Annotated in this window: 21 protein-coding genes; 10 read left to right on the top strand and 11 right to left on the bottom strand. The window is 61.6% G+C overall.

Annotated features, from left to right (window positions below):
• Nucleotides 1-5: 5 nt before the first annotated feature.
• The 3 genes from chrA to SPHINGO391_RS04670 all read right to left on the bottom strand — a co-directional run bounded on the left by chrA (nt 6) and on the right by SPHINGO391_RS04670 (nt 2473).
• Entirely contained in the window at nt 6-1328 is a 1323-nt protein-coding gene (gene chrA / locus SPHINGO391_RS04680; RefSeq protein WP_152007737.1) for a chromate efflux transporter, read from the bottom strand.
• Nucleotides 1321-1662, bottom strand: coding sequence for a rhodanese-like domain-containing protein (locus SPHINGO391_RS04675; protein ID WP_193217186.1), 342 nt, complete (start codon nt 1660-1662; stop codon nt 1321-1323). The genes chrA and SPHINGO391_RS04675 overlap by 8 nt, the downstream gene beginning before the upstream one ends.
• A gap of 205 nt (nt 1663-1867) precedes the next feature.
• A complete protein-coding gene (locus SPHINGO391_RS04670; protein WP_152007735.1) occupies nt 1868-2473 on the bottom strand; it encodes a TetR/AcrR family transcriptional regulator in 606 nt (201 codons plus the stop codon).
• 102 nt (nt 2474-2575) lie between these two features.
• Here SPHINGO391_RS04670 and SPHINGO391_RS04665 point away from each other — a divergent pair, with 102 nt between their 5' ends.
• The 5 genes from SPHINGO391_RS04665 to SPHINGO391_RS04645 all read left to right on the top strand — a co-directional run bounded on the left by SPHINGO391_RS04665 (nt 2576) and on the right by SPHINGO391_RS04645 (nt 6105).
• On the top strand, nt 2576-3019 hold the full coding sequence (locus tag SPHINGO391_RS04665; RefSeq protein WP_152007734.1) for an ABA4-like family protein: 444 nt from the start codon (nt 2576-2578) through the stop codon (nt 3017-3019).
• Nucleotides 3016-3849, top strand: coding sequence for a hypothetical protein (locus SPHINGO391_RS04660; protein WP_152007733.1), 834 nt, complete (start codon nt 3016-3018; stop codon nt 3847-3849). The genes SPHINGO391_RS04665 and SPHINGO391_RS04660 overlap by 4 nt, the downstream gene beginning before the upstream one ends.
• Nucleotides 3850-4043: 194 nt before the next feature.
• Complete coding sequence (locus SPHINGO391_RS04655; protein WP_152007732.1) at nt 4044-4685, top strand: 50S ribosomal protein L25/general stress protein Ctc; 642 nt, start codon at nt 4044-4046, stop codon at nt 4683-4685.
• A 33-nt stretch (nt 4686-4718) separates the two neighbouring features.
• Nucleotides 4719-5465, top strand: coding sequence for an aminoacyl-tRNA hydrolase (pth, locus tag SPHINGO391_RS04650; RefSeq protein WP_152007731.1), 747 nt, complete (start codon nt 4719-4721; stop codon nt 5463-5465).
• A 178-nt stretch (nt 5466-5643) separates the two neighbouring features.
• A complete protein-coding gene (locus tag SPHINGO391_RS04645) occupies nt 5644-6105 on the top strand; it encodes a YHS domain-containing (seleno)protein (protein ID WP_152007730.1) in 462 nt (153 codons plus the stop codon).
• A 27-nt stretch (nt 6106-6132) separates the two neighbouring features.
• On the opposite strand, the gene SPHINGO391_RS04640 is transcribed toward SPHINGO391_RS04645, so the two are convergent.
• Entirely contained in the window at nt 6133-6513 is a 381-nt protein-coding gene (locus SPHINGO391_RS04640) for a hypothetical protein (RefSeq protein WP_152007729.1), read from the bottom strand.
• A gap of 133 nt (nt 6514-6646) precedes the next feature.
• Complete coding sequence (locus tag SPHINGO391_RS04635) at nt 6647-7405, bottom strand: SDR family oxidoreductase (protein ID WP_152007728.1); 759 nt, start codon at nt 7403-7405, stop codon at nt 6647-6649.
• A gap of 160 nt (nt 7406-7565) precedes the next feature.
• Between SPHINGO391_RS04635 and SPHINGO391_RS04630 the strand changes: the two genes are divergently transcribed.
• From SPHINGO391_RS04630 to SPHINGO391_RS04620, 3 genes are all read left to right on the top strand, one after another.
• Complete coding sequence (locus SPHINGO391_RS04630) at nt 7566-8471, top strand: AraC family transcriptional regulator (RefSeq protein ID WP_152007727.1); 906 nt, start codon at nt 7566-7568, stop codon at nt 8469-8471.
• Between the two features lie 113 nt (nt 8472-8584).
• Nucleotides 8585-9688: a redox-regulated ATPase YchF gene (gene ychF, locus SPHINGO391_RS04625; RefSeq protein ID WP_152007726.1), complete on the top strand. Its 1104-nt coding sequence runs from the start codon at nt 8585-8587 to the stop codon at nt 9686-9688.
• A 121-nt stretch (nt 9689-9809) separates the two neighbouring features.
• On the top strand, nt 9810-10454 hold the full coding sequence (locus tag SPHINGO391_RS04620) for a zinc dependent phospholipase C family protein (RefSeq protein ID WP_152007725.1): 645 nt from the start codon (nt 9810-9812) through the stop codon (nt 10452-10454).
• Nucleotides 10455-10492: 38 nt separating this feature from the next.
• Here SPHINGO391_RS04620 and SPHINGO391_RS04615 read toward each other — a convergent pair whose 3' ends face one another.
• Nucleotides 10493-10699 carry a DUF2892 domain-containing protein gene (locus tag SPHINGO391_RS04615; protein WP_152007724.1) on the bottom strand — a complete coding sequence of 69 codons (207 nt, stop codon included), beginning with the start codon at nt 10697-10699 and terminating at the stop codon, nt 10493-10495.
• Between the two features lie 234 nt (nt 10700-10933).
• On the opposite strand from SPHINGO391_RS04615, the gene SPHINGO391_RS04610 reads away from it, so the two are divergent.
• Nucleotides 10934-11407: a MaoC family dehydratase gene (locus tag SPHINGO391_RS04610; protein ID WP_152007723.1), complete on the top strand. Its 474-nt coding sequence runs from the start codon at nt 10934-10936 to the stop codon at nt 11405-11407.
• Nucleotides 11404-11895, top strand: coding sequence for a MaoC family dehydratase (locus SPHINGO391_RS04605; RefSeq protein WP_152007722.1), 492 nt, complete (start codon nt 11404-11406; stop codon nt 11893-11895). Before SPHINGO391_RS04610 ends, SPHINGO391_RS04605 begins: the two co-directional genes overlap by 4 nt.
• A 63-nt stretch (nt 11896-11958) precedes the next feature.
• Here the strand turns inward: SPHINGO391_RS04605 and SPHINGO391_RS04600 are convergent, their stop codons facing one another.
• From SPHINGO391_RS04600 to SPHINGO391_RS04580, 5 genes are all read right to left on the bottom strand, one after another.
• A complete protein-coding gene (locus SPHINGO391_RS04600; RefSeq protein WP_152007721.1) occupies nt 11959-12501 on the bottom strand; it encodes an adenine phosphoribosyltransferase in 543 nt (180 codons plus the stop codon).
• 208 nt (nt 12502-12709) lie between these two features.
• Complete coding sequence (locus tag SPHINGO391_RS04595; RefSeq protein ID WP_152007720.1) at nt 12710-13540, bottom strand: cytochrome c1; 831 nt, start codon at nt 13538-13540, stop codon at nt 12710-12712.
• 29 nt (nt 13541-13569) lie between these two features.
• Complete coding sequence (locus SPHINGO391_RS04590; RefSeq protein ID WP_152007719.1) at nt 13570-14868, bottom strand: cytochrome b N-terminal domain-containing protein; 1299 nt, start codon at nt 14866-14868, stop codon at nt 13570-13572.
• Nucleotides 14869-14882: 14 nt separating this feature from the next.
• Complete coding sequence (gene petA, locus SPHINGO391_RS04585; protein WP_152007718.1) at nt 14883-15461, bottom strand: ubiquinol-cytochrome c reductase iron-sulfur subunit; 579 nt, start codon at nt 15459-15461, stop codon at nt 14883-14885.
• A 207-nt stretch (nt 15462-15668) separates the two neighbouring features.
• Nucleotides 15669-17537: an ABC transporter ATP-binding protein gene (locus tag SPHINGO391_RS04580; RefSeq protein ID WP_152007717.1), complete on the bottom strand. Its 1869-nt coding sequence runs from the start codon at nt 17535-17537 to the stop codon at nt 15669-15671.
• Nucleotides 17538-17561: the final 24 nt, after the last annotated feature.

The following is a 17561-nucleotide window of genomic DNA, read 5'->3' as shown; positions in this document are numbered from 1 at the left end:
ATCTGTCAGGCCAGCAAGCTTACGCCAATACCGGCAAGTGTCGCTCCACCGAGCACGACAAACAGGTTGAGATGATACTGCAGCAGCGCCACGCCCGCGGTGAACGCGATGACGAGCGCAGCGGCGTTGAGGCTCGCCAGATCGGGCGTCGGCAGGGTGAATGGCCCGCGCACCACCTCCCCGACGCTTTCGAACAGGACGTGAAGCGCAAACCAGACTGCCAGGTTCAGGATCACCCCCACCACGGCGGCGGTGATCGCCGAAAGCCCCGCGCTCAGCCATTTCACTGAGCGCAGCCGCTCGATATGCGGCGCGCCGGCGAAGATCCACAGGAAACACGGCGCGAAGGTGAAGAACAGCGCCAGCGATCCGCCGATGAGACCGCCTGAGAGCGGATCCAGCCCGGCCTCGCGCGCGCCGCCGAGAAAGCCGACAAACACCAGCACCAGGATCAGCGGCCCCGGTGTCGTCTCCGCCAGTCCCAGTCCTGCAAGCATATCGCCGGGCCTGAGCCAGCCATGCACCTCGACCGCCTGCTGCCCGACATAGGCCAGCACCGCATAGGCGCCGCCGAAAGTGACGATCGCAGCCTTGGAAAAGAACGCGGCCATGGCGGAGAAGGCTTCCGGCATACCCGGCAGGACCACCAGAGCCGCCAGCGGCGCCAGCCAGATGGCACCCCAGACCAGCACCGTCCGCAGCGTCGGCCCGGCCAGTCCCGGCAATGCCACAGCCGTCGTGTTATCCGAAGAAGCGGCATCGCCCGGCTCTTCGGCCCGCATGGCAATGGAAGTCACAATGCCGATTGCTCCCGCCCCCAGCACGATCAACGGAAACGGCAGTTTGAGAAAGGCGATGGCGATGAATGCCAAAATGGCCAGTGCCCAGGCCAACCGCGACTTCAGCGCCCGCTTCGACACCTTGATCAGCGCCTCGATCACGATTGCCAGCACGGCCGCCTTCAACCCGAACAGGATGCCCGCCACCACCGGCAGATCACCGTGAAAGAAATAGAGAGCAGACAGTCCCATGATGACGGCGAAACCGGGCAGGATGAACAAGAGACCTGCCAGCAACCCGCCGGCAACGCCGCGCAGCAACCAGCCCGAATAGGTGGCCAGCTGCATGGCTTCGGGTCCGGGCAGCAGCATGCAGAAATTCAACGCATGCAGGAAGCGCGGTTCATCCAGCCATGGCCGTTCCTCGACAAGCTCCCGGTGCATCAGCGCGATCTGTCCGGCCGGCCCGCCAAATGACAGAAGACCGATATGGCCGAAGACGCGGAACAGCTCCGGCCATGAGGGAGGCGCGCCATGATGTTCAGACATCGGCGCTCTCCACCGGCGCGACAGGCAAATCAGCCGCTCTCCAGGCCTCAAACCCGCCTTCGACAATCATGGCTTCAATGCCCATATCCGCCAGAAATCCCCGCACCGCCTGGCTGACCTCATGCCCGTGCACACAATAGACCACGACCCGCCCGCCCCTGAATTCGTCAGCCCAGTTCACTGCATCGAAGGGATGCCGCCAGACCGAACCGGGGATCGCCGATCCCGACGCCAGCCGCGCCGCTGGTTTGCGGACATCGATGATTTCCCATGCTTCCGGCGAATTGACCAGAGCGACAGGCGATAGGGAAATATGATTGTGGTTTTGTGACATTGGCAAGCTCCGCAAGATTTTGCGTTGTTCGCGGAGCTTGGAGCCATTCCAGCTTGTGGCAGGCTCTCGACGGGAGGTCCGGATTTCCCCGTGCCCGGCATTTAAGCTATGTGGAACTGCAGGGTCAACACGCAGGATCATCCCGCCTCGAACTTACCTTCCTTCTAACACCGTGGCTTGAGCATCCGCTGGTCTGAAACAGTGTTCACACCATCGCCCGCTCAAGTATCTCCTTGAGCAAGGCGTCCCGATCTTCCGGCGGCTTGCAGTCCAAGGGACCCAGTCTTCCGGCAATATAGAGATCGGCAAAACCGTGCACCATGCTCCAGATCGCCATCACATCGTTCATCGCCGCCGGCGCTTCAAAAGGTGAAGTCCCCCGCAACCGGGCGACGCCATCAACCAGATGCATGAACGAGGCCTCGGCGGCCGCGGCCAGTTCCAGTGTCTTGGGTTCGGGCTTGTCGGTCGAAAACATCAGCCGGAACAGTGCCGGTGAACTGATCGCAAAATCCAGATAGCCGAGGCCGGAGGCAAGCAATTGCTGACGTGCGTCCTTGTCCGGTTCAGCCGCCTGTCGCGCCTCCATGGCCGCGAGAAAACGTCGGAAGCCTTCGGTGGCGAGCGCATCGAGCAGCCCCTTTGCATCGCCGAAATGATGCGCCGGCGCCGAATGGCTGACGCCGACGCGTTTTGCCACGGCTCTAAGCGAAAAGCCCGTGACTCCGGTCTCGGCCAGCACGGCTTCGCCCGCCTTGATCAGCGCCGCGCGCAGGTCGCCGTGATGATAGCTGTCTTTTGATTTGGGCATGACCTGACACTAGTCCCTCATCTAGACAGTGTCAAATTTATCTTGACAGCGACAAGATTGATCCGCATGCTCCATCTTGTCACTGTCAAGATGGAGGTTTCCGTGCAACCTGACGCGTTATTCGAACTTTCGGGCCCATTGGCCATTGCCGGCTGGCTGGCTCTCGCCCTTTCGCCGCTCGCACCGCGATTGACCCAGGCTGCAGCCAGCCTTGTCATTCCCGTCATCCTGTCGCTTGCCTATGCCGCCCTGATCCTCGCCAACTGGTCGGGCGCCGAAGGCGGTTTCGGCAGCCTCTCTGACGTGATGCTGCTGTTCACCGATCCGGCAATCGCACTTGCTGGCTGGTTGCACTACCTCGCCTTCGACCTGTTCGTCGGAGCCTGGGAAGTCCGCACCGCCCGGCGCGAGGCAATCCCGCATCTTCTGGTGCTGCCCTGCCTGGCTCTAACCTTCCTGTTCGGTCCGATCGGACTTCTGCTTTTTCTTGCTCTGCGGCTTGCACGCGGCCGGTTTGCAACGCCAGTTTCGGGAGGCGTGGCATGACCGACCTGACGCTGCCTAACCCCAATCTGACGGAAACCCGCCGACACCTCTTTGACGCCGAGCCGCTGTTCGCTGCAACCGGGACGCTGATCGGCCTGTCCCTCGCGGTCACGCTGACGGCGATGGCGATCGATACCCGGGAGTTCCTCGGCGAGAATGTCTGGCTCAAGCCGATAAAGTTCCAGATCGCGCTGACACTCTACCTTCTCACACTCGCCTTCTTTGCCCGCTGGCTGCCGTCCGGCATGACCGCGCGACCGGGCTATCGCCTCTATGCCGGCATGGTCGTCTTCGCTGTGATTGCCGAACTCGTCTGGATAGGCGGCGCCGCCATGTATGGCACAGCCTCGCATTTCAACGTCTCCAACCCGTTCCTCCAGTCGATCTATGGCCTGATGGGCGCTTTCGCCGTGCTGCTCACCTCCGCGACCCTGTTCCAGGGCATCGCCATCTGGCGCAATGCCCGGACCGGGCTCGTGCCGGCCCTGCACCTGTCCATCGCGCTCGGGCTCGTGCTCACCTTTGTCCTGACGGTGATCGTTGCTGGCGCACTGGCCTCCCAGTCCGGCCATCTGATCGGCACACCGGTGACCGGCGCAAGGGTACCGGTGCTCGGCTGGTCGCGCGAAGTGGGCGACCTGCGGGTGGCGCATTTCTTCGCCACCCACGCCCTGCATGTCTTGCCGGTCGCAGCAATGATTGCAGGCGTGCTGCTGCCGCAGCGATGGGGCGTGTCCGCCGTATGGGTTGCGGCGTTCCTGTTCACGGCTCTCGTCACCGTCAGTTTTGCCGGAGCTCTGGCCGGGCATCCGTTCATCCCCGAGCTCTGAACTCCGGCAACCGCGCAAAGCTTGCATTTGCGCGGTTGCTCGTCTATAGCGCCCACGTCCGTGCAGACACCCTTGGAGGCAACGCGGATGAAGCGCCGTCACTCTCATGATTGGGACGGCGTTTGATGTTTTTGGGACCGGCCCGTGCCGGTTGCTGGAAAACAGCCTTTATTAGAACCTCGAAAGGATATGCCATGAGCAATGCTGCATATGAGCTCAAGGCCGAGGCGCGCGCACAGGTTGGTAAGGGGTCCGCCCGTGAACTTCGCCGCAACGGTTTGATTCCCGCTGTCATCTACGGTGACAAGCAAGACCCTGTGTCCATCGCGCTCTCGCGCAAGGATGTGACCAAGAAGATCCACGACGGCGGTTTCCTGACCACCCTCGTCACCATCGAAGTCGACGGCAAGAAGTACAACGTCCTGCCGAAGGACTATCAGCTTGATCCGGTCCGCGACTTCCTGATGCACGTCGACTTCCTGCGCATCTCGAAGAACACCCAGGTCACCGTGGAAATTCCGGTGCACTTCGAAAACGAAGAGAAGTCGCCCGGCCTCAAGCGCGGCGGCGTTCTCAACGTCGTGCGTCACACGGTCGAGTGCAACTGCCCGGCCAACGCCATTCCGGATTCGATCACCGTCGATCTGACCGGTCTGGAACTCGGCGCCGGCATCCACATCTCGCATGTCACGTTGCCTGAGGGCGTCGAGCCGACCATCACCGATCGCGACTTCACCATTGCCACCATCGCATCTCCTGCTGGTCTGAAGAGCGACGACAACGCCGCTGGCGACGACGAAGCTGCAGAAGAAGCCGAAGGCGACAGCGAAGAATAAGCTGTCCCGGCACGTTTTTGAGGGCCAGGCTCCATGTTACTCATCGCAGGACTTGGAAATCCCGGCCCTCAATACGCCAGGAACAGGCACAATGTCGGTTTCATGGCGGTGGACGCAATTGCCCGCCGCCATTCGTTTTCCGGGTTTTCGAAAAAATTCCGGGCTGAAATTGCCGAAGGCACGCTGGCCGGCGAAAAGGCCCTGATCATCAAGCCCATGACCTTCATGAACCTGTCGGGCGACAGCGTTGGCGAAGCCATGCGGTTCTACAAGCTCTCGCCTGCCGACATCATCGTCATTCACGACGAGCTCGATCTTGCGCCCGGCAAGCTCAAGCTGAAGACCGGCGGCGGCAATGGCGGCCACAACGGTCTGAAATCCATCGACGCCCATTGCGGCAAGGATTACAAGCGTCTGAGGATCGGCATCGGCCATCCCGGTCACAAGGACCGCGTCAATCCGCATGTGCTTGGCGACTTCGCCAAGTCGGACCAAGAGTGGCTCGAGCCGCTGCTCGATGCCATCGCCGATCATGCCGACCTGATCGCCAAGGGCGACGACGCCGGGTTCCTGAACAAGATCGCGCTGGCCACTGGCGGTGCCGAGGCAAAACCCGCCAAGCCGGAAAAAAAAATTGAAACTGCAGCCGCTGGCGGAAAACCCGCACCGGCCGGTAAATCTCACATCCGCCAGGCGCGCAACTCGGCGCAACCCAAGCAGTTGCCGACATCCGGCCCGATGGCCGACATGCTGAAAAAGCTGTTTGGCAACAAGGACTGAGCTCCCGGCTCTGCGAGCTCCCGCCGATCCCGCCTGCATTCGCGTGATCAGCATCCCGCCAATGTTCACACCAACGTCATTCGCTCTTGATCGTCAGTCCGGGCAAACTGCGCATATCGGCGACTTCGCGGCGAGACTTCCGCGCTGTTCGCTGCAGCCTGGACAGAGGAGGCAAACCATGCACTCAACGCACTTCACCCGCCGAGCGCTTCTCGGCATCGGCATTGGGCTGTCGGCCCTGCTGATGACCGGTGCCGGGCCGGCCGTGGCCGGTCCAGTCAACACCAGCAACGCCGGCATCGCCATCGACGGCCATGATCCGGTCGCCTACTTTACCATGAGCAAGGCCGTGCGCGGCGACAAGGCGATCACCGCAGACCATGGCGGCGCGACCTATCAATTCGTCTCGCAGGAGCACAGGGCGCTGTTTGTGGCCAACCCGGCGAAATACGTACCGCAATATGGCGGCTACTGCGCCTATGGCGCGTCACAGGGCTACAACGCCCCGGTCGAGGCCGACAAGTTCACCGTGGTCGATGGCAAACTCTACTTGAACTACAACGGACGTGTACAAGGCACCTGGCGCAAAGACACGGCCGGCTACATCACCAAGGCCGACGCCTATTGGGCCGGGCAATAGGCGCCGGATGCAGCAGGACCTGCAGCCTCAAGCCCTAAGGTTTTCGATGCGGTACCAGAACAGCTCAACGAAAGCCGACAACCCGGTCTCGATGCCGTAGGCCACCATCTGCGCCGCCTCGGTTGAAATCAGCATCATGCCGAATCCGGCGATGAGCCAGTAGCTGATCGACAGCCTCAGGTTCTTCAGGCTGTCGAGCCGGTAGTACCCGCCGTCATCGAACTCTGTACCGATCAGGTAGTCGCCCCAACTGTAATCGCTTGAAACAAGAACATTAACCGCCGGCGTGTCCGAAAGCTTGTCCGGAAACACGTTGAAAACCGCGCGCACCACATGCGCAAGCGCGCCCAGCATGACGAACACGATGCCAGCAACGATGAAATGCCAGGTGGCAAGTTCGGTTTCCATATCCCGCTCTCCCGCATCTGAAGAAGAACTCAATGACACAAAAACCTTTCAGCCAGATTGACCGCTATGTCTGAAACCGGGGCCGGCGGTACCGCCTTCCCCGGTTTGCAGATGAGCCGAAGCCACCGCCAGCCTAGAGATACATCCCGCCCGACACCTCGATCCGCTGGCCGGTCATCCACTGGTTGTCACCGAGCAGCAAGCTGGCGATGGTGCCGCCGATGTCATCGGGCAGCCCTGCACGTCCCATCGCAGTCACGCCGGCCACGAAGGCATTCGCATCCGGATTGTCGCGGACCGCGCCGCCGCCGAAATCGGTCTCGATGGCACCGGGGGCAATGACGTTGACGGCAATGCCGCGCGGACCAAGTTCCTTCGCCATATACCGGGTCAGAGCCTCAACGGCACCCTTCATGGTGCCATAAGCCGCATATCCTGGCAGGCTGAAGCGGGCCAAGCCCGACGACACGTTGAGAATGCGCCCGCCATCGGCGATCAGTGGCAGCAGCCGCTGGGTGAGAAAGAACACCCCCTTGAGATGGACGTTTACCAGCCTGTCGAACTGGTCCTCGCTGGTCTCGGCGAAGGTCGCGTGGATGCCCATGCCGGCATTGTTGACGAGAAAATCGAAGCTGTCCCGCCCCCAAACGGTCTGCAGCGTGTCTGACAACTGGTCCTTGAAGGCCGCAAATTGCGCGGTGTCGCCGGTGTCAAGTTGCAGGGCGGCCGCCTTGCCGCCCAGCGCTTCGATCTCCGAAACAACGGCAGATGCCTCGTCGGCACGCGAAAGGTAGGTGAGGATGATCCCGGTTCCCTGACGGGCGAGGTGCAAGGCGGCATTGCGGCCGAGGCCCCGGCTGCCACCGGTGATCAGTGCGATTGCTTGGCTCATGATCTTCTCCATGGGTTTGAGGTGACCGCAAGCTAGCCGCTGCACCGCCACCCGGCCTGCCGGATCCTCCGTGAGATCTGCCCGATCCTCCGAAAGTCTGATTCCGGGCGTGACGGATCTGACCGAAGGGCATATCCCTGAAGGTCGAAAGGAAGGTCCCATGACACTGCAGGAGCTGGCCCGAAGCGTTGATCACTTCGCGGGCGAACATGCTGAAACCGTGAAGGGTTGCGAAACAGGTATCGCCGGCCTGTTCGTCCACCGCCAGACCAGGCCAAGCCCGTTCGAGGCGACGGTCTACAATCCGGTGATCTGCCTGAACCTGCAGGGCTGCAAGGAAGTGACGTGCGGTGACAGGACACTTGGCTTTGGCGCCGGGCAATCGCTGATCGTCAGTCACGACGTCCCGGTCATGGCGCGCGTCACCGAGGCCAGCGCGCAACACCCCTATCTCGCAATCATCGTGGCCCTGGACATCGCCATCATCCAGAGCCTTTGCGATGAGGTCGGCGAAACGGTGCTGGACCGGCGGCAGGCGAGCACGCTCACCGCCAACGCAACCGACGGCAGGATCATCGAGGCGATAGCGCGGTATTTCGCCCTTGCCCGGGATCCGCTGGAAGCAAAGGTGATGCAGCCCCTGATCCTCAGGGAAATCCATTTCCGGCTGCTGACGGCCAGCCACGGCGGCATGCTGCGGCAGCTGATGCAGCGTGACAGCCATGCCAGCCGGATATCGCGCGCCATAGGCCGGATCCGGTCCGGCTATCGCGCGCCACTGGCTGTCGCCAGCCTCGCCGCGGAGGCCGGCATGAGCCCGTCATCCTTTCACGAGCATTTCAGGCACGTCACCGGAACCACGCCGCTGCAGTACCAGAAAGAACTCAGACTGATGGAGGCGCGCCGGCTGCTGTCGATGGACGGGCTGTCCGTTTCCTCGGCGGCCTTCGAGGTCGGCTACGAGAGCGCCACCCAATTCAGCCGCGAGTATTCCCGCAAGTTCGGAGCGCCGCCGCGCAACGATGTCTTCCGCGCGGCGGCGGCATCTGAAAGTCGCTCCCTCTAGCGCGACGTCAAACAATCCGCTGCCCGCATACCCTGCCCGGCCGATCACCCCTTGACGCGGCACGCCACATCCATACAAAGCCCGCAAGTATCACCTTGAAGGACACCAATTCCATGGGTTTCAAATGCGGCATCGTCGGGCTGCCCAATGTCGGCAAGTCCACACTGTTCAACGCGCTGACGCGCACGGCCGCCGCGCAGGCTGCGAACTATCCGTTCTGCACCATCGAGCCCAACACCGGCGAAGTCGCCGTGCCCGATCCTCGCATGCAGAAGCTCGCCTCGATTGCCGGCTCCAAGGAGATCATCCCGACCCGCATCTCCTTCGTCGATATTGCCGGCCTGGTGCGCGGTGCCTCCAAGGGCGAAGGCCTTGGCAACAAGTTCCTCGCCAACATCCGCGAAGTCGACGCCATCGTGCACGTGCTCAGATGTTTCGAGGATGACGACATCACCCATGTCGAGGGCCGGATCAACCCCGTCGGCGACGCCGAGACCATCGAGACCGAACTGATGATCGCCGACCTGGAAAGCCTCGAGCGCCGCACGGATCAGACCCGAAAGCGCGCCTCTGCCAAGGACAAGGAGTCGCTGACCGTCCTGCCGATGATGGAAGCCTCGCTGAAGCTGCTTCAGGACGGCAAGCCAGTCCGGACCATGCTGAAGTCGCTCGCGGCCGAGGACTTGGCCATCCTGCACGGGCTCAACCTGCTGACTTCGCACCCGGTGCTCTATGTCTGCAACGTCTCCGAGGAAGATGCCGCGACCGGCAATGCGCACACCGAAGCAGTGGCAAAGATGGCTGCCGAACAGGGCGCTGAAAGCATCGTCATTTCCGCGGCCATCGAATCCGAGGTCGCGCAGCTGCCCGACGAGGAAGCCAGGGAATTCCTCTCGGCCCTCGGCCTCGACGAGGCGGGCCTCGATCGGCTGATCCGTGCCGGCTACCAGCTTCTCGACCTGATCACCTATTTTACCGTCGGTCCCAAGGAAACCCGCGCCTGGACGATTGAGCGCGGCACAAAGGCGCCTGCGGCCGCCGGCGTCATTCACACCGACTTTGAACGCGGCTTCATTCGCGCCTTTACCATCGCCTATGACGACTATGTCGCGCTCGGTGGCGAAGTCCCGGCCAAGGAAGCAGGCAAGGCCCGCGACGAGGGCAAGGAATACGTGGTCCAGGACGGCGACGTCATCCATTTCCGCTTCAACACCTGAGGGCTGATCCGCCTCGGAAGACCCCGCAAAGGCAGGACACTGGTGTGTCCCGTGCGGAATTGAACCAATGCCCCCGGATCGCCGCCTTGCGCAGTGGCGTCCGCAGGTGCAGTGTCAGGCCATGAACACCCAGACGCATCTGCTGCTCGCTTCTGCATTGTTTGCCCGGCCGGGGCGCGAAAACCGGCTGCGCAATGCGGCCGTCATCTGCGGCGCGCTGCTTCCCGACGCCGTGATTTTCGTGATGTTTGCCTGGTCCAAGCTGATCGGCACGCCGGAATCGGAAGTCTGGTCGGACTGGTATTTCAACCCGCCCTGGCTGACCGCGATAGACTGGATGAATTCCCTGCCATTGTTCGGCATGATCCTGCTGGCAGGCTGGATGCTGCCCAAGGACCCTCCCGCCTCGAACCTGCTGTCATCGGTCCTGATGCTGTTTGCGCTTGCGGCGATTACGCACCTGCTCGGTGATCTGCCTTTCCATGTCGATGACGGACACGCACATTTCGTCCCGCTCACCGAATGGCGCTTTGTCTCGCCGGTCTCCTACTGGGATCCGCGGCATTACGGGAACATCGTTGCGCTGCTCGAACTCGGTCTGGGACTGATGCTGATCATCGTCCTCTGGCGCCGTTTTACGGGCAGGCTGGTCCGCGCGCTCCTCGGCTTGGCCGTGGTCAGCTACGCGGTTCCCTATGTCTGGTTTGTGCTGCTCGGTGGACACAGCGATCACTTCGCCGCACTCGGTCAGACAGCCGCGATCTGATCAGCATATCGCGGCTGCGGACCCCGAGAACCCTCTGCCTAGGCTTTCTTGACCGGACAGGTCGACAGTCCGATGATCGAATAGAGCGGGCAGGTGCCGAACAGGCCGGTAAACAGCGGAATGACGCCGATCAGAGCGAAATAGCGCCACGAGGCATCCGGATAGATGAAAAACATGGCCAGCAACACCAGGCCGGCGATAATGCGAACCCCGCGGTCGAGACCGCCAACATTGTTCTTGAACATTTCCGAAACTCCCATTCCCATGACCGGGCACATTGCCGGAACACATGCTGAATATCATATTTGTAACCAGATGCTTTGACACCGATCAATTGTCGAATCCGGCGCCCCGAGGGCCCGCCTCCGGCTTGTCTTGCGACTGCCTTCAATTTGACCATGCCGCCGCCGCAAACCTTTCACACCTAAAAGAAATCGACTAGGTTGCCCTCGACCGACAATCAGGAAGCGATCCATTCCATGCCAGACGATAGTCTTCTCCATTTCGAGGACATGCCGCCGGGAACCACGTTCCCGCTCGGCCCCAAACATGTCACCGCCGATGAAATCATCGCCTTTGCGATGGAGTATGACGCGCAGCCCATGCATCTGGATGCCGAGGCCGGACGGCAATCCATCCTTGGCGGTCTTGCGGCCTCGGGCTGGCACAGCTGTGCGATGATGATGCGAATGATGACGGACTCCTACCTGCTCCGCACCGCCGCCGAAGGTGCACCGGGAGTGGACTACGTAAAATGGAAGAAGCCGGTTCTGGCGGGTGATGTCCTCTCAGGAGAAACCCGTGTGCTCGACAGCCGGGTTTCACAGTCCCGACCCGGTATCGGTATTGTCAGCCTCAGGCATGAACTGCGCAACCAGAAAGGCGATACAGTTCTGGAATCGGAAAATCCGGTCATGATACGCCTGAGAGATCCCGGGAGCGCCAACGCATGACAAAAGACCGGTATTTCGTGCCCGGCGACCGCCGGGAGCTGGGCAGCTATGTCTTCACCGCCGAGTCCATCATTGCGTTCGCCCGCCAATTCGATCCGCAACGCTTTCACGTCGATTCCGAGGCTGCCCGCGACAGCGTGTTTGGCGGGCTGTGCGCATCCGGTTGGCAGACTGCGGCAACATGGATGAAGCTCAACCTGGACGCAGGCCGGGAGGAAGCACGCGATGACAAGGCAGCAGGACGGGACAGGCCGGAATACGGCCCCTCGCCCGGCATCCGCAATCTCAGATGGTTCAAGCCGGTTTATGCTGGTGATGAGATCTTCTACTCAAGCACGATCCGGGGCACACGCCCGCTCAATTCGCGGCCAGGCTGGTCGATCCTCGAACTGACCGCCGAAGCACGCAATCAATCGGGGGAACTTGTGATGAGCTTCGATTCTGCCGCCCTCGTCAGGCTGCCCGAGGCCGAGCAGCCTGACGTCTAGAACTTGCGGGAGAACCTGCCGCAAACCTGCTCCGGTGCTGTGTATCCGGAGCGAACATGCATCTCAGTGGCCTTCGTAGGAAACCAGCGTGCGCACCTGGACGCCGAGATCCTCGAGTTTCTTGCGGCCGCCAAGATCGGGCAGGTCGATGACGAAGCAGGCCGCAACGATGTTGGCGCCCATCTGGCGCAACAGCTTGACCGCGCCTTCCGCCGTGCCCCCCGTGGCGATCAGGTCGTCAACCAGGATGACGCTCTCGCCCTCTGCCACCGCATCGGTGTGCATCTCCATCTCGTCGACGCCGTATTCGAGGCTGTAGGCCACCCGGACCGTGTGGTGAGGCAGTTTCCCCTTCTTGCGGATCGGCACGAACCCGGCTGACAATTGGTGTGCCATCGCACCGCCGAGAATGAAGCCTCGCGCCTCGATACCCGCGATCTTCGAGACCCTCAGCCCTGAATAGGGATGCACCAGTTCGTCTACCGACCGCCTGAACGCCCGCGGCTCCCCCAGCAGGGTGGTTATATCGCGAAACAGGATCCCTGGCTTCGGATAATCCTTGATGGTGCGGATGGAAGCGCGGAGTGCGTTTTCAAGGTCAGACATGATGGCTCCAGGGTCTGGGGGCAATGTGCATGGGGTCCGGTTGCTGTGCAAGCAGCATTTGCGGCACCCGGGGCGGAAGCGCTCCCAATGCGTGCCTGAACTCAACCGACGCGAGATTGATCCGGGTCGACTGCTGGCAAAAGCAGATTGCGGACACGAAAACGCCGCCCGCAGGCGGCGCTCTCTCAACTCAGGACCGATGGCGGTCTCAGTGTTCCTTGCTGGCAAACACCGACTTCTTGGTCAGGAACAACAGCGATGCGAAGATCGCAAGGAAGATGATGACCATGAAACCGGTCTGTTTGCGCTCTTCCATGTGCGGCTCAGCGGCCCACATCAGGAATGCGGAAACGTCCTTGGCATACTGGTCGACCGTTTCCGGCGAACCGTCATCATAGGCGACCTGTTCGTCGTAGATCGGCTGCGCCATGGCCAGTGCCGAACCGGCGATGAAGTAGGGGTTGTAATGCGCACCATCCGGAACTTCCACACCCGCAGGCGGCTCCTGATAGCCGGTCAGCAAGGAGTAGATGTAGTTCGGGCCGCTCTCGTTGTAGCCGGTGAAGATGTCGAAAACGAACTGCGGGAAACCGCGTTCGACATATCGAGCCTTGGCCAGAAGCGAGAAATCCGGAGGAGCGGCACCGTTGTTGGCATAGGCCGCCGCTTCCTGGTTGGGGAACGGTGGGGGGAAGTGATCCGACAGCACCGCGGTGCGGGTGAACATTTCACCTTCACCGTTAGGCCCGTCCTCGACCTCGTAGTTTGCGGCGAGCGCCTTGAGCTGATCTTCCGAGTAACCCAGATCCTCAAGCGTGCGGAACGCCACGAGGTTCATCGAGTGACAGGCCGAACAGGCTTCCACATAGACTTTCAGACCGCGTTGCAGCTGACCCTTGTCGAAGGTTCCGAACGGCCCGGCGAAAGACCAGTCGATCTCACGCGGCTTGTTGATCGGGTAGCCCGCGGCAAATGCAGACCCCGCGCCAATGACCAACGCCATGGCGGCCGGAACGATGCTTGCGAGAAGCTTTTTCATGTCTTCGGTTCCTTTCCGTCGCGCGCCGCTCAGCCGCGGGTTTCCGGTGATGCTGCAGCAGGAGCAGCACCGCCATTGCCGGCCTTTTTGGCGAGCACGGCTTCTGTGATCGAGTTGGGCAGACGCTTCGGCGTTTCGATAAGCCCCAGCACCGGAAGGATGACCAGGAAGAACGCGAAGTAGTAGAGCGTCGAGATCTGCGCCAGCGGGGTGTAGATGCCTTCCGCCGGTTTCGCGCCGAGCCATCCCAGGAAGATCGCGTTGGCCACGAAGAGCCAGAAGAACAGCTTGTACCAGGGACGGTAGACCGCCGAACGAACCTTTGACGTGTCCAGCCAGGGCAGCACGAACAGCACCGCGATGGAACCGAACATGGCAAGCACGCCGCCGAGCTTGGAGTCGATCGGGCCGATGTCGAAGGTGATCGCACGCAGGATCGCGTAGAACGGCAGGAAGTACCATTCCGGAACGATGTGCGCGGGAGTCTTCAGCGGGTCAGCCGGGATGTAGTTGTCGGCATGGCCGAGGAAGTTCGGCATGAAGAAGATGAAATAGGCGAAGACGAGCAGGAAGATGCTCAGCGCCAGCGCGTCCTTGACGGTCGCGTAGGGCGTGAACGGCACGGTGTCGGTCTTCGACTTCACTTCAACGCCGGTCGGGTTGGTCTGGCCGGTCACATGCAGCGCCCAGACGTGCAGGATCACAACACCAGTGATCATGAACGGCAGCAGGTAGTGCAGCGAGAAGAAGCGGTTGAGCGTCGGGTTGTCCACCGCAAAGCCGCCAAGCAGCAGCTGCTGGATCGGCTCGCCGATCCCGGGGAACGCCGTGAAGAAGCCGGTGATCACCGTAGCCCCCCAGAACGACATCTGGCCCCAGGGCAGAACGTAGCCCATGAACGCCGTTGCCATCATCAGAAGCAGGATGACGACGCCGAGGATCCAGAGCACTTCGCGGGGAGCCTTGTAGGAGCCGTAATACATGCCGCGGGCGATGTGGATGTAGACCGCAACGAAGAAGAACGACGCACCGTTGGCATGCATGTAGCGCAGCAGCCAGCCGGAGTTGACGTCACGCATGATCTTTTCGACCGACTGGAAGGCGATCGCGGTATCGGCCGCGTAGTGCATGGCCAGCACGATGCCGGTCAGAAGCTGCACCACCAGCATCACCATCAGGATGCCGCCGAACGTGTAGGCATAGTTGAGGTTCCGCGGCACCGGGTAGGAGACGAAACTGTCATGCACCATCCGCGGCAGCGGCAGGCGCGAGTCGATCCACTTTCCGAATCCGGAAGTGGGCTGGTAAGTCGAGTGATCGCTGCTCATGGTCTAAAGCCCCCTCAGCCGATTTTGATGACGCTGTCAGACACAAAGGCGAACGGCGGAACCGGAAGGTTCGTCGGGGCCGGGCCCTTGCGGATACGGCCAGCCGTGTCGTAGTGCGAACCGTGGCACGGGCAGAACCAGCCGCCGAAATCGCCGGCCTGGCCGAGCGGCACGCAACCCAGATGGGTGCAGGAGCCGATCATGACGATCCAGTTTTCCTTGCCCTCGCCCGCCGAGCGATCAATGTCGGTTGCCGCAGAACCGTCAGCAACGTTGGCATTGCGCGCGATCGGATCCTTGAGATCGTCAAGGGCGACAGCCTGGGCTTCCGCCACTTCCTCGTCGGTGCGGTTGCGGATGAACACCGGCTTGCCGCGCCATTTGACTGTCAGCGACATGCCAGGCTCGAGGGCTTCGACATTGACCTCGATCGAGGCCAGCGCCAGCGTCGAGGCGTCTGGGTTCATCTGGTCGATGAACGGCCAGGCGAAACTGCCGACGCCGACCACGCCTGCCATCCCGGTGGCGATGTAAAGAAAATCGCGGCGGGTGGGTTCGCCCGCGCCTTCGCTTTGTGTCATTGGCTCACTCACGGCTCAACGTCCTCTTCAAGCTGCGTCTGGACAAACATTCCACCCCAATGCGCCATGCATGTAAGGCTGATCCGCTATAGGCAGATTCGGCCAGTGCCGACAATGCGGCGGAATTCTGTCAATCGCGCGGTTTCTATGCGGGATAGAAGTTAAAGTCCAGACCGCACGAGGCCAGAAGGGCACAATGTCGCGGAGAAATTAGACCAACTATTCAGCAGCCTCATCCACGCCGATGAAACCACCCGACTGCCGCGCCCACAATTCGGCGTAAAGCCCGCCGCGCGCGATCAATTCCGCATGGGTCCCGGTTTCGAGAATCCGGCCATGATCCATGACTACCAGACGGTCCATCCGCGCGATCGTCGACAGCCGGTGCGCGATGGCGATCACCGTCTTGCCGTCCATCAATTCATCCAGGTTTTCCTGGATCGCCGCCTCCACCTCGGAATCGAGCGCCGATGTCGCCTCGTCGAGCACCAGGATCGGTGCATTCTTCAGCATCACCCGGGCAATCGCGATTCGCTGCCGCTGGCCGCCGGACAGTTTGACGCCGCGATCTCCCACATGGGCATCAAGCCCCTTGCGTCCGCGCTGGTCCGACAGGTCCCTGATGAAATCCAGCGCCTCTGCCCGCCGCGCAGCCTCCAGTATCTCGTCATCATCGGCGTCGGGACGACCGAATACGATGTTTTCGCGAATCGATCGGTGCAGCAGCGATGTATCCTGTGTCACCATGCCGATCGAATGGCGCAGCGATTCCTGCTTCACCGCCGCGATGTCCTGGCCGTCGATCTCGATCCGGCCCGATTGGAGATCGTAAAACCTCAACAGCAGATTGACGAAGGTCGATTTTCCGGCACCGGAACGGCCGACAATCCCGATTTTTTCGCCCGGTGCGATCGTCAGTGACAGATCGTCAATCACCGGCCGGTCGGCATGGTAGCCGAAGCTTGCCCGGTCGAACCGGATTTCCGCCTTCTCGACCACAAGCTCGCCCGCCTCGTCCCGGTCCGGCAGCCCGATCGGCCGCGCCACCATTTCCGCCGAGTTCTGCAACGTGCCGAGATTGCGCATCAGCCCGTTGAGCTGGGTCATCATCCGTCCCAGCAGCATGTTGAGCCGCAAAACCAGCGACAGGGTGAACGCCACCGAGCCCACCGAAATCGCTCCAGCCAGCCAGAGATCGATCGCGAAAGCCGCGATCACGGCGATCATGATGCCGGAAAGTGCCGCCAGCGACGCGCGGACGCCGGTCAGATGCCGTGTAAACGGCATGATCGTGGCAATGAACTGGTCGAAGCCTTCGCGGATGTAGCGGTCATTGTCCGCGTCCCGGGCATAGAGTTTGAGTGTCTGGATGTTGGAGTAGCTGTCGGTGATGCGGCCGGTCAGCATTGCAGAGGCTTCCGCGCTGGCCCTGGCATGGCGGCGGATCCTCGGCACGAAGTACCGCGCCAGCAAGCCGAAGACCACGATCCAGATCAGCACCAGCGCCGACAGCCGCCAGTCGAGCTGCGCCACCAGCGCCATGGTGGTGACGGTGTAGATCATGATGAACCAGACCACCTGCAGCAGCGACACCATGAAGTCGCCTGTCGCTTGCCCGGCAGACCACACCTTGGTGACGATGCGGCCGGCGAAATCGTTCTGGAAGAAGGCGAGGTTCTGGCGTGACACATGCGAATAGGCCTGCCAGCGCACCAGGTTGAAGAACCCGGGCACCACCGCCTGTTCCTCGACCAGCGCGGCGATTGTCACCACCGCGAACCGCGCAATGACCACCACAAACAGCATGAAGGCCAGCGTCGCGCCGTGCTCGCCGATCAGACCGTCCCAGCCGGCGGCGGGCTCTGAGACATCGAGAACATCGACCAGCTGGCCGACGAAATAGAACAGCGCCGCCTCAAGCAGCGCCACCAGGCCGCCAAGCGCCAGCATTGCAGCAAACGCACCCTTCGCCTGACCGACGTAATGCCACAGAAACTTGCGGGTCGAATTGGGAGGCCGGTAGGTCGAACGCCGGATAAACGGATCGATCCAGCCTTCGAAAAGGTCAAGCAACGGTTTGAAAATCATGGACGACAGAATAGAGCGAGTGGT

It is taken from the genome of Hoeflea sp. EC-HK425 (assembly GCF_902498795.1).
Lineage (GTDB): Bacteria > Pseudomonadota > Alphaproteobacteria > Rhizobiales > Rhizobiaceae > Hoeflea > Hoeflea alexandrii.
This window is presented reverse-complemented; position numbering and strand designations above follow the sequence as displayed.

Bases quoted from the DNA above. Each gene is read 5' to 3' on its own strand.
- SPHINGO391_RS04640 (WP_152007729.1), bottom strand. From the start codon at position 6,513: ATGGAAACCGAACTTGCCACCTGGCATTTCATCGTTGCTGGCATCGTG.
- SPHINGO391_RS04660 (WP_152007733.1), top strand. From the start codon at position 3,016: ATGACCGACCTGACGCTGCCTAACCCCAATCTGACGGAAACCCGCCGA.
- SPHINGO391_RS04610 (WP_152007723.1), top strand. From the start codon at position 10,934: ATGCCAGACGATAGTCTTCTCCATTTCGAGGACATGCCGCCGGGAACC.
- SPHINGO391_RS04630 (WP_152007727.1), top strand. From the start codon at position 7,566: ATGACACTGCAGGAGCTGGCCCGAAGCGTTGATCACTTCGCGGGCGAA.
- SPHINGO391_RS04620 (WP_152007725.1), top strand. From the start codon at position 9,810: ATGAACACCCAGACGCATCTGCTGCTCGCTTCTGCATTGTTTGCCCGG.
- SPHINGO391_RS04645 (WP_152007730.1), top strand. From the start codon at position 5,644: ATGCACTCAACGCACTTCACCCGCCGAGCGCTTCTCGGCATCGGCATT.
- ychF (WP_152007726.1), top strand. From the start codon at position 8,585: ATGGGTTTCAAATGCGGCATCGTCGGGCTGCCCAATGTCGGCAAGTCC.
- chrA (WP_152007737.1), bottom strand. From the start codon at position 1,328: ATGTCTGAACATCATGGCGCGCCTCCCTCATGGCCGGAGCTGTTCCGC.
- SPHINGO391_RS04580 (WP_152007717.1), bottom strand. From the start codon at position 17,537: ATGATTTTCAAACCGTTGCTTGACCTTTTCGAAGGCTGGATCGATCCG.
- SPHINGO391_RS04590 (WP_152007719.1), bottom strand. From the start codon at position 14,868: ATGAGCAGCGATCACTCGACTTACCAGCCCACTTCCGGATTCGGAAAG.
- SPHINGO391_RS04595 (WP_152007720.1), bottom strand. From the start codon at position 13,540: ATGAAAAAGCTTCTCGCAAGCATCGTTCCGGCCGCCATGGCGTTGGTC.
- SPHINGO391_RS04605 (WP_152007722.1), top strand. From the start codon at position 11,404: ATGACAAAAGACCGGTATTTCGTGCCCGGCGACCGCCGGGAGCTGGGC.
- SPHINGO391_RS04615 (WP_152007724.1), bottom strand. From the start codon at position 10,699: ATGTTCAAGAACAATGTTGGCGGTCTCGACCGCGGGGTTCGCATTATC.
- SPHINGO391_RS04635 (WP_152007728.1), bottom strand. From the start codon at position 7,405: ATGAGCCAAGCAATCGCACTGATCACCGGTGGCAGCCGGGGCCTCGGC.
- pth (WP_152007731.1), top strand. From the start codon at position 4,719: ATGTTACTCATCGCAGGACTTGGAAATCCCGGCCCTCAATACGCCAGG.
- SPHINGO391_RS04670 (WP_152007735.1), bottom strand. From the start codon at position 2,473: ATGCCCAAATCAAAAGACAGCTATCATCACGGCGACCTGCGCGCGGCG.
- SPHINGO391_RS04675 (WP_193217186.1), bottom strand. From the start codon at position 1,662: ATGTCACAAAACCACAATCATATTTCCCTATCGCCTGTCGCTCTGGTC.
- SPHINGO391_RS04600 (WP_152007721.1), bottom strand. From the start codon at position 12,501: ATGTCTGACCTTGAAAACGCACTCCGCGCTTCCATCCGCACCATCAAG.
- SPHINGO391_RS04655 (WP_152007732.1), top strand. From the start codon at position 4,044: ATGAGCAATGCTGCATATGAGCTCAAGGCCGAGGCGCGCGCACAGGTT.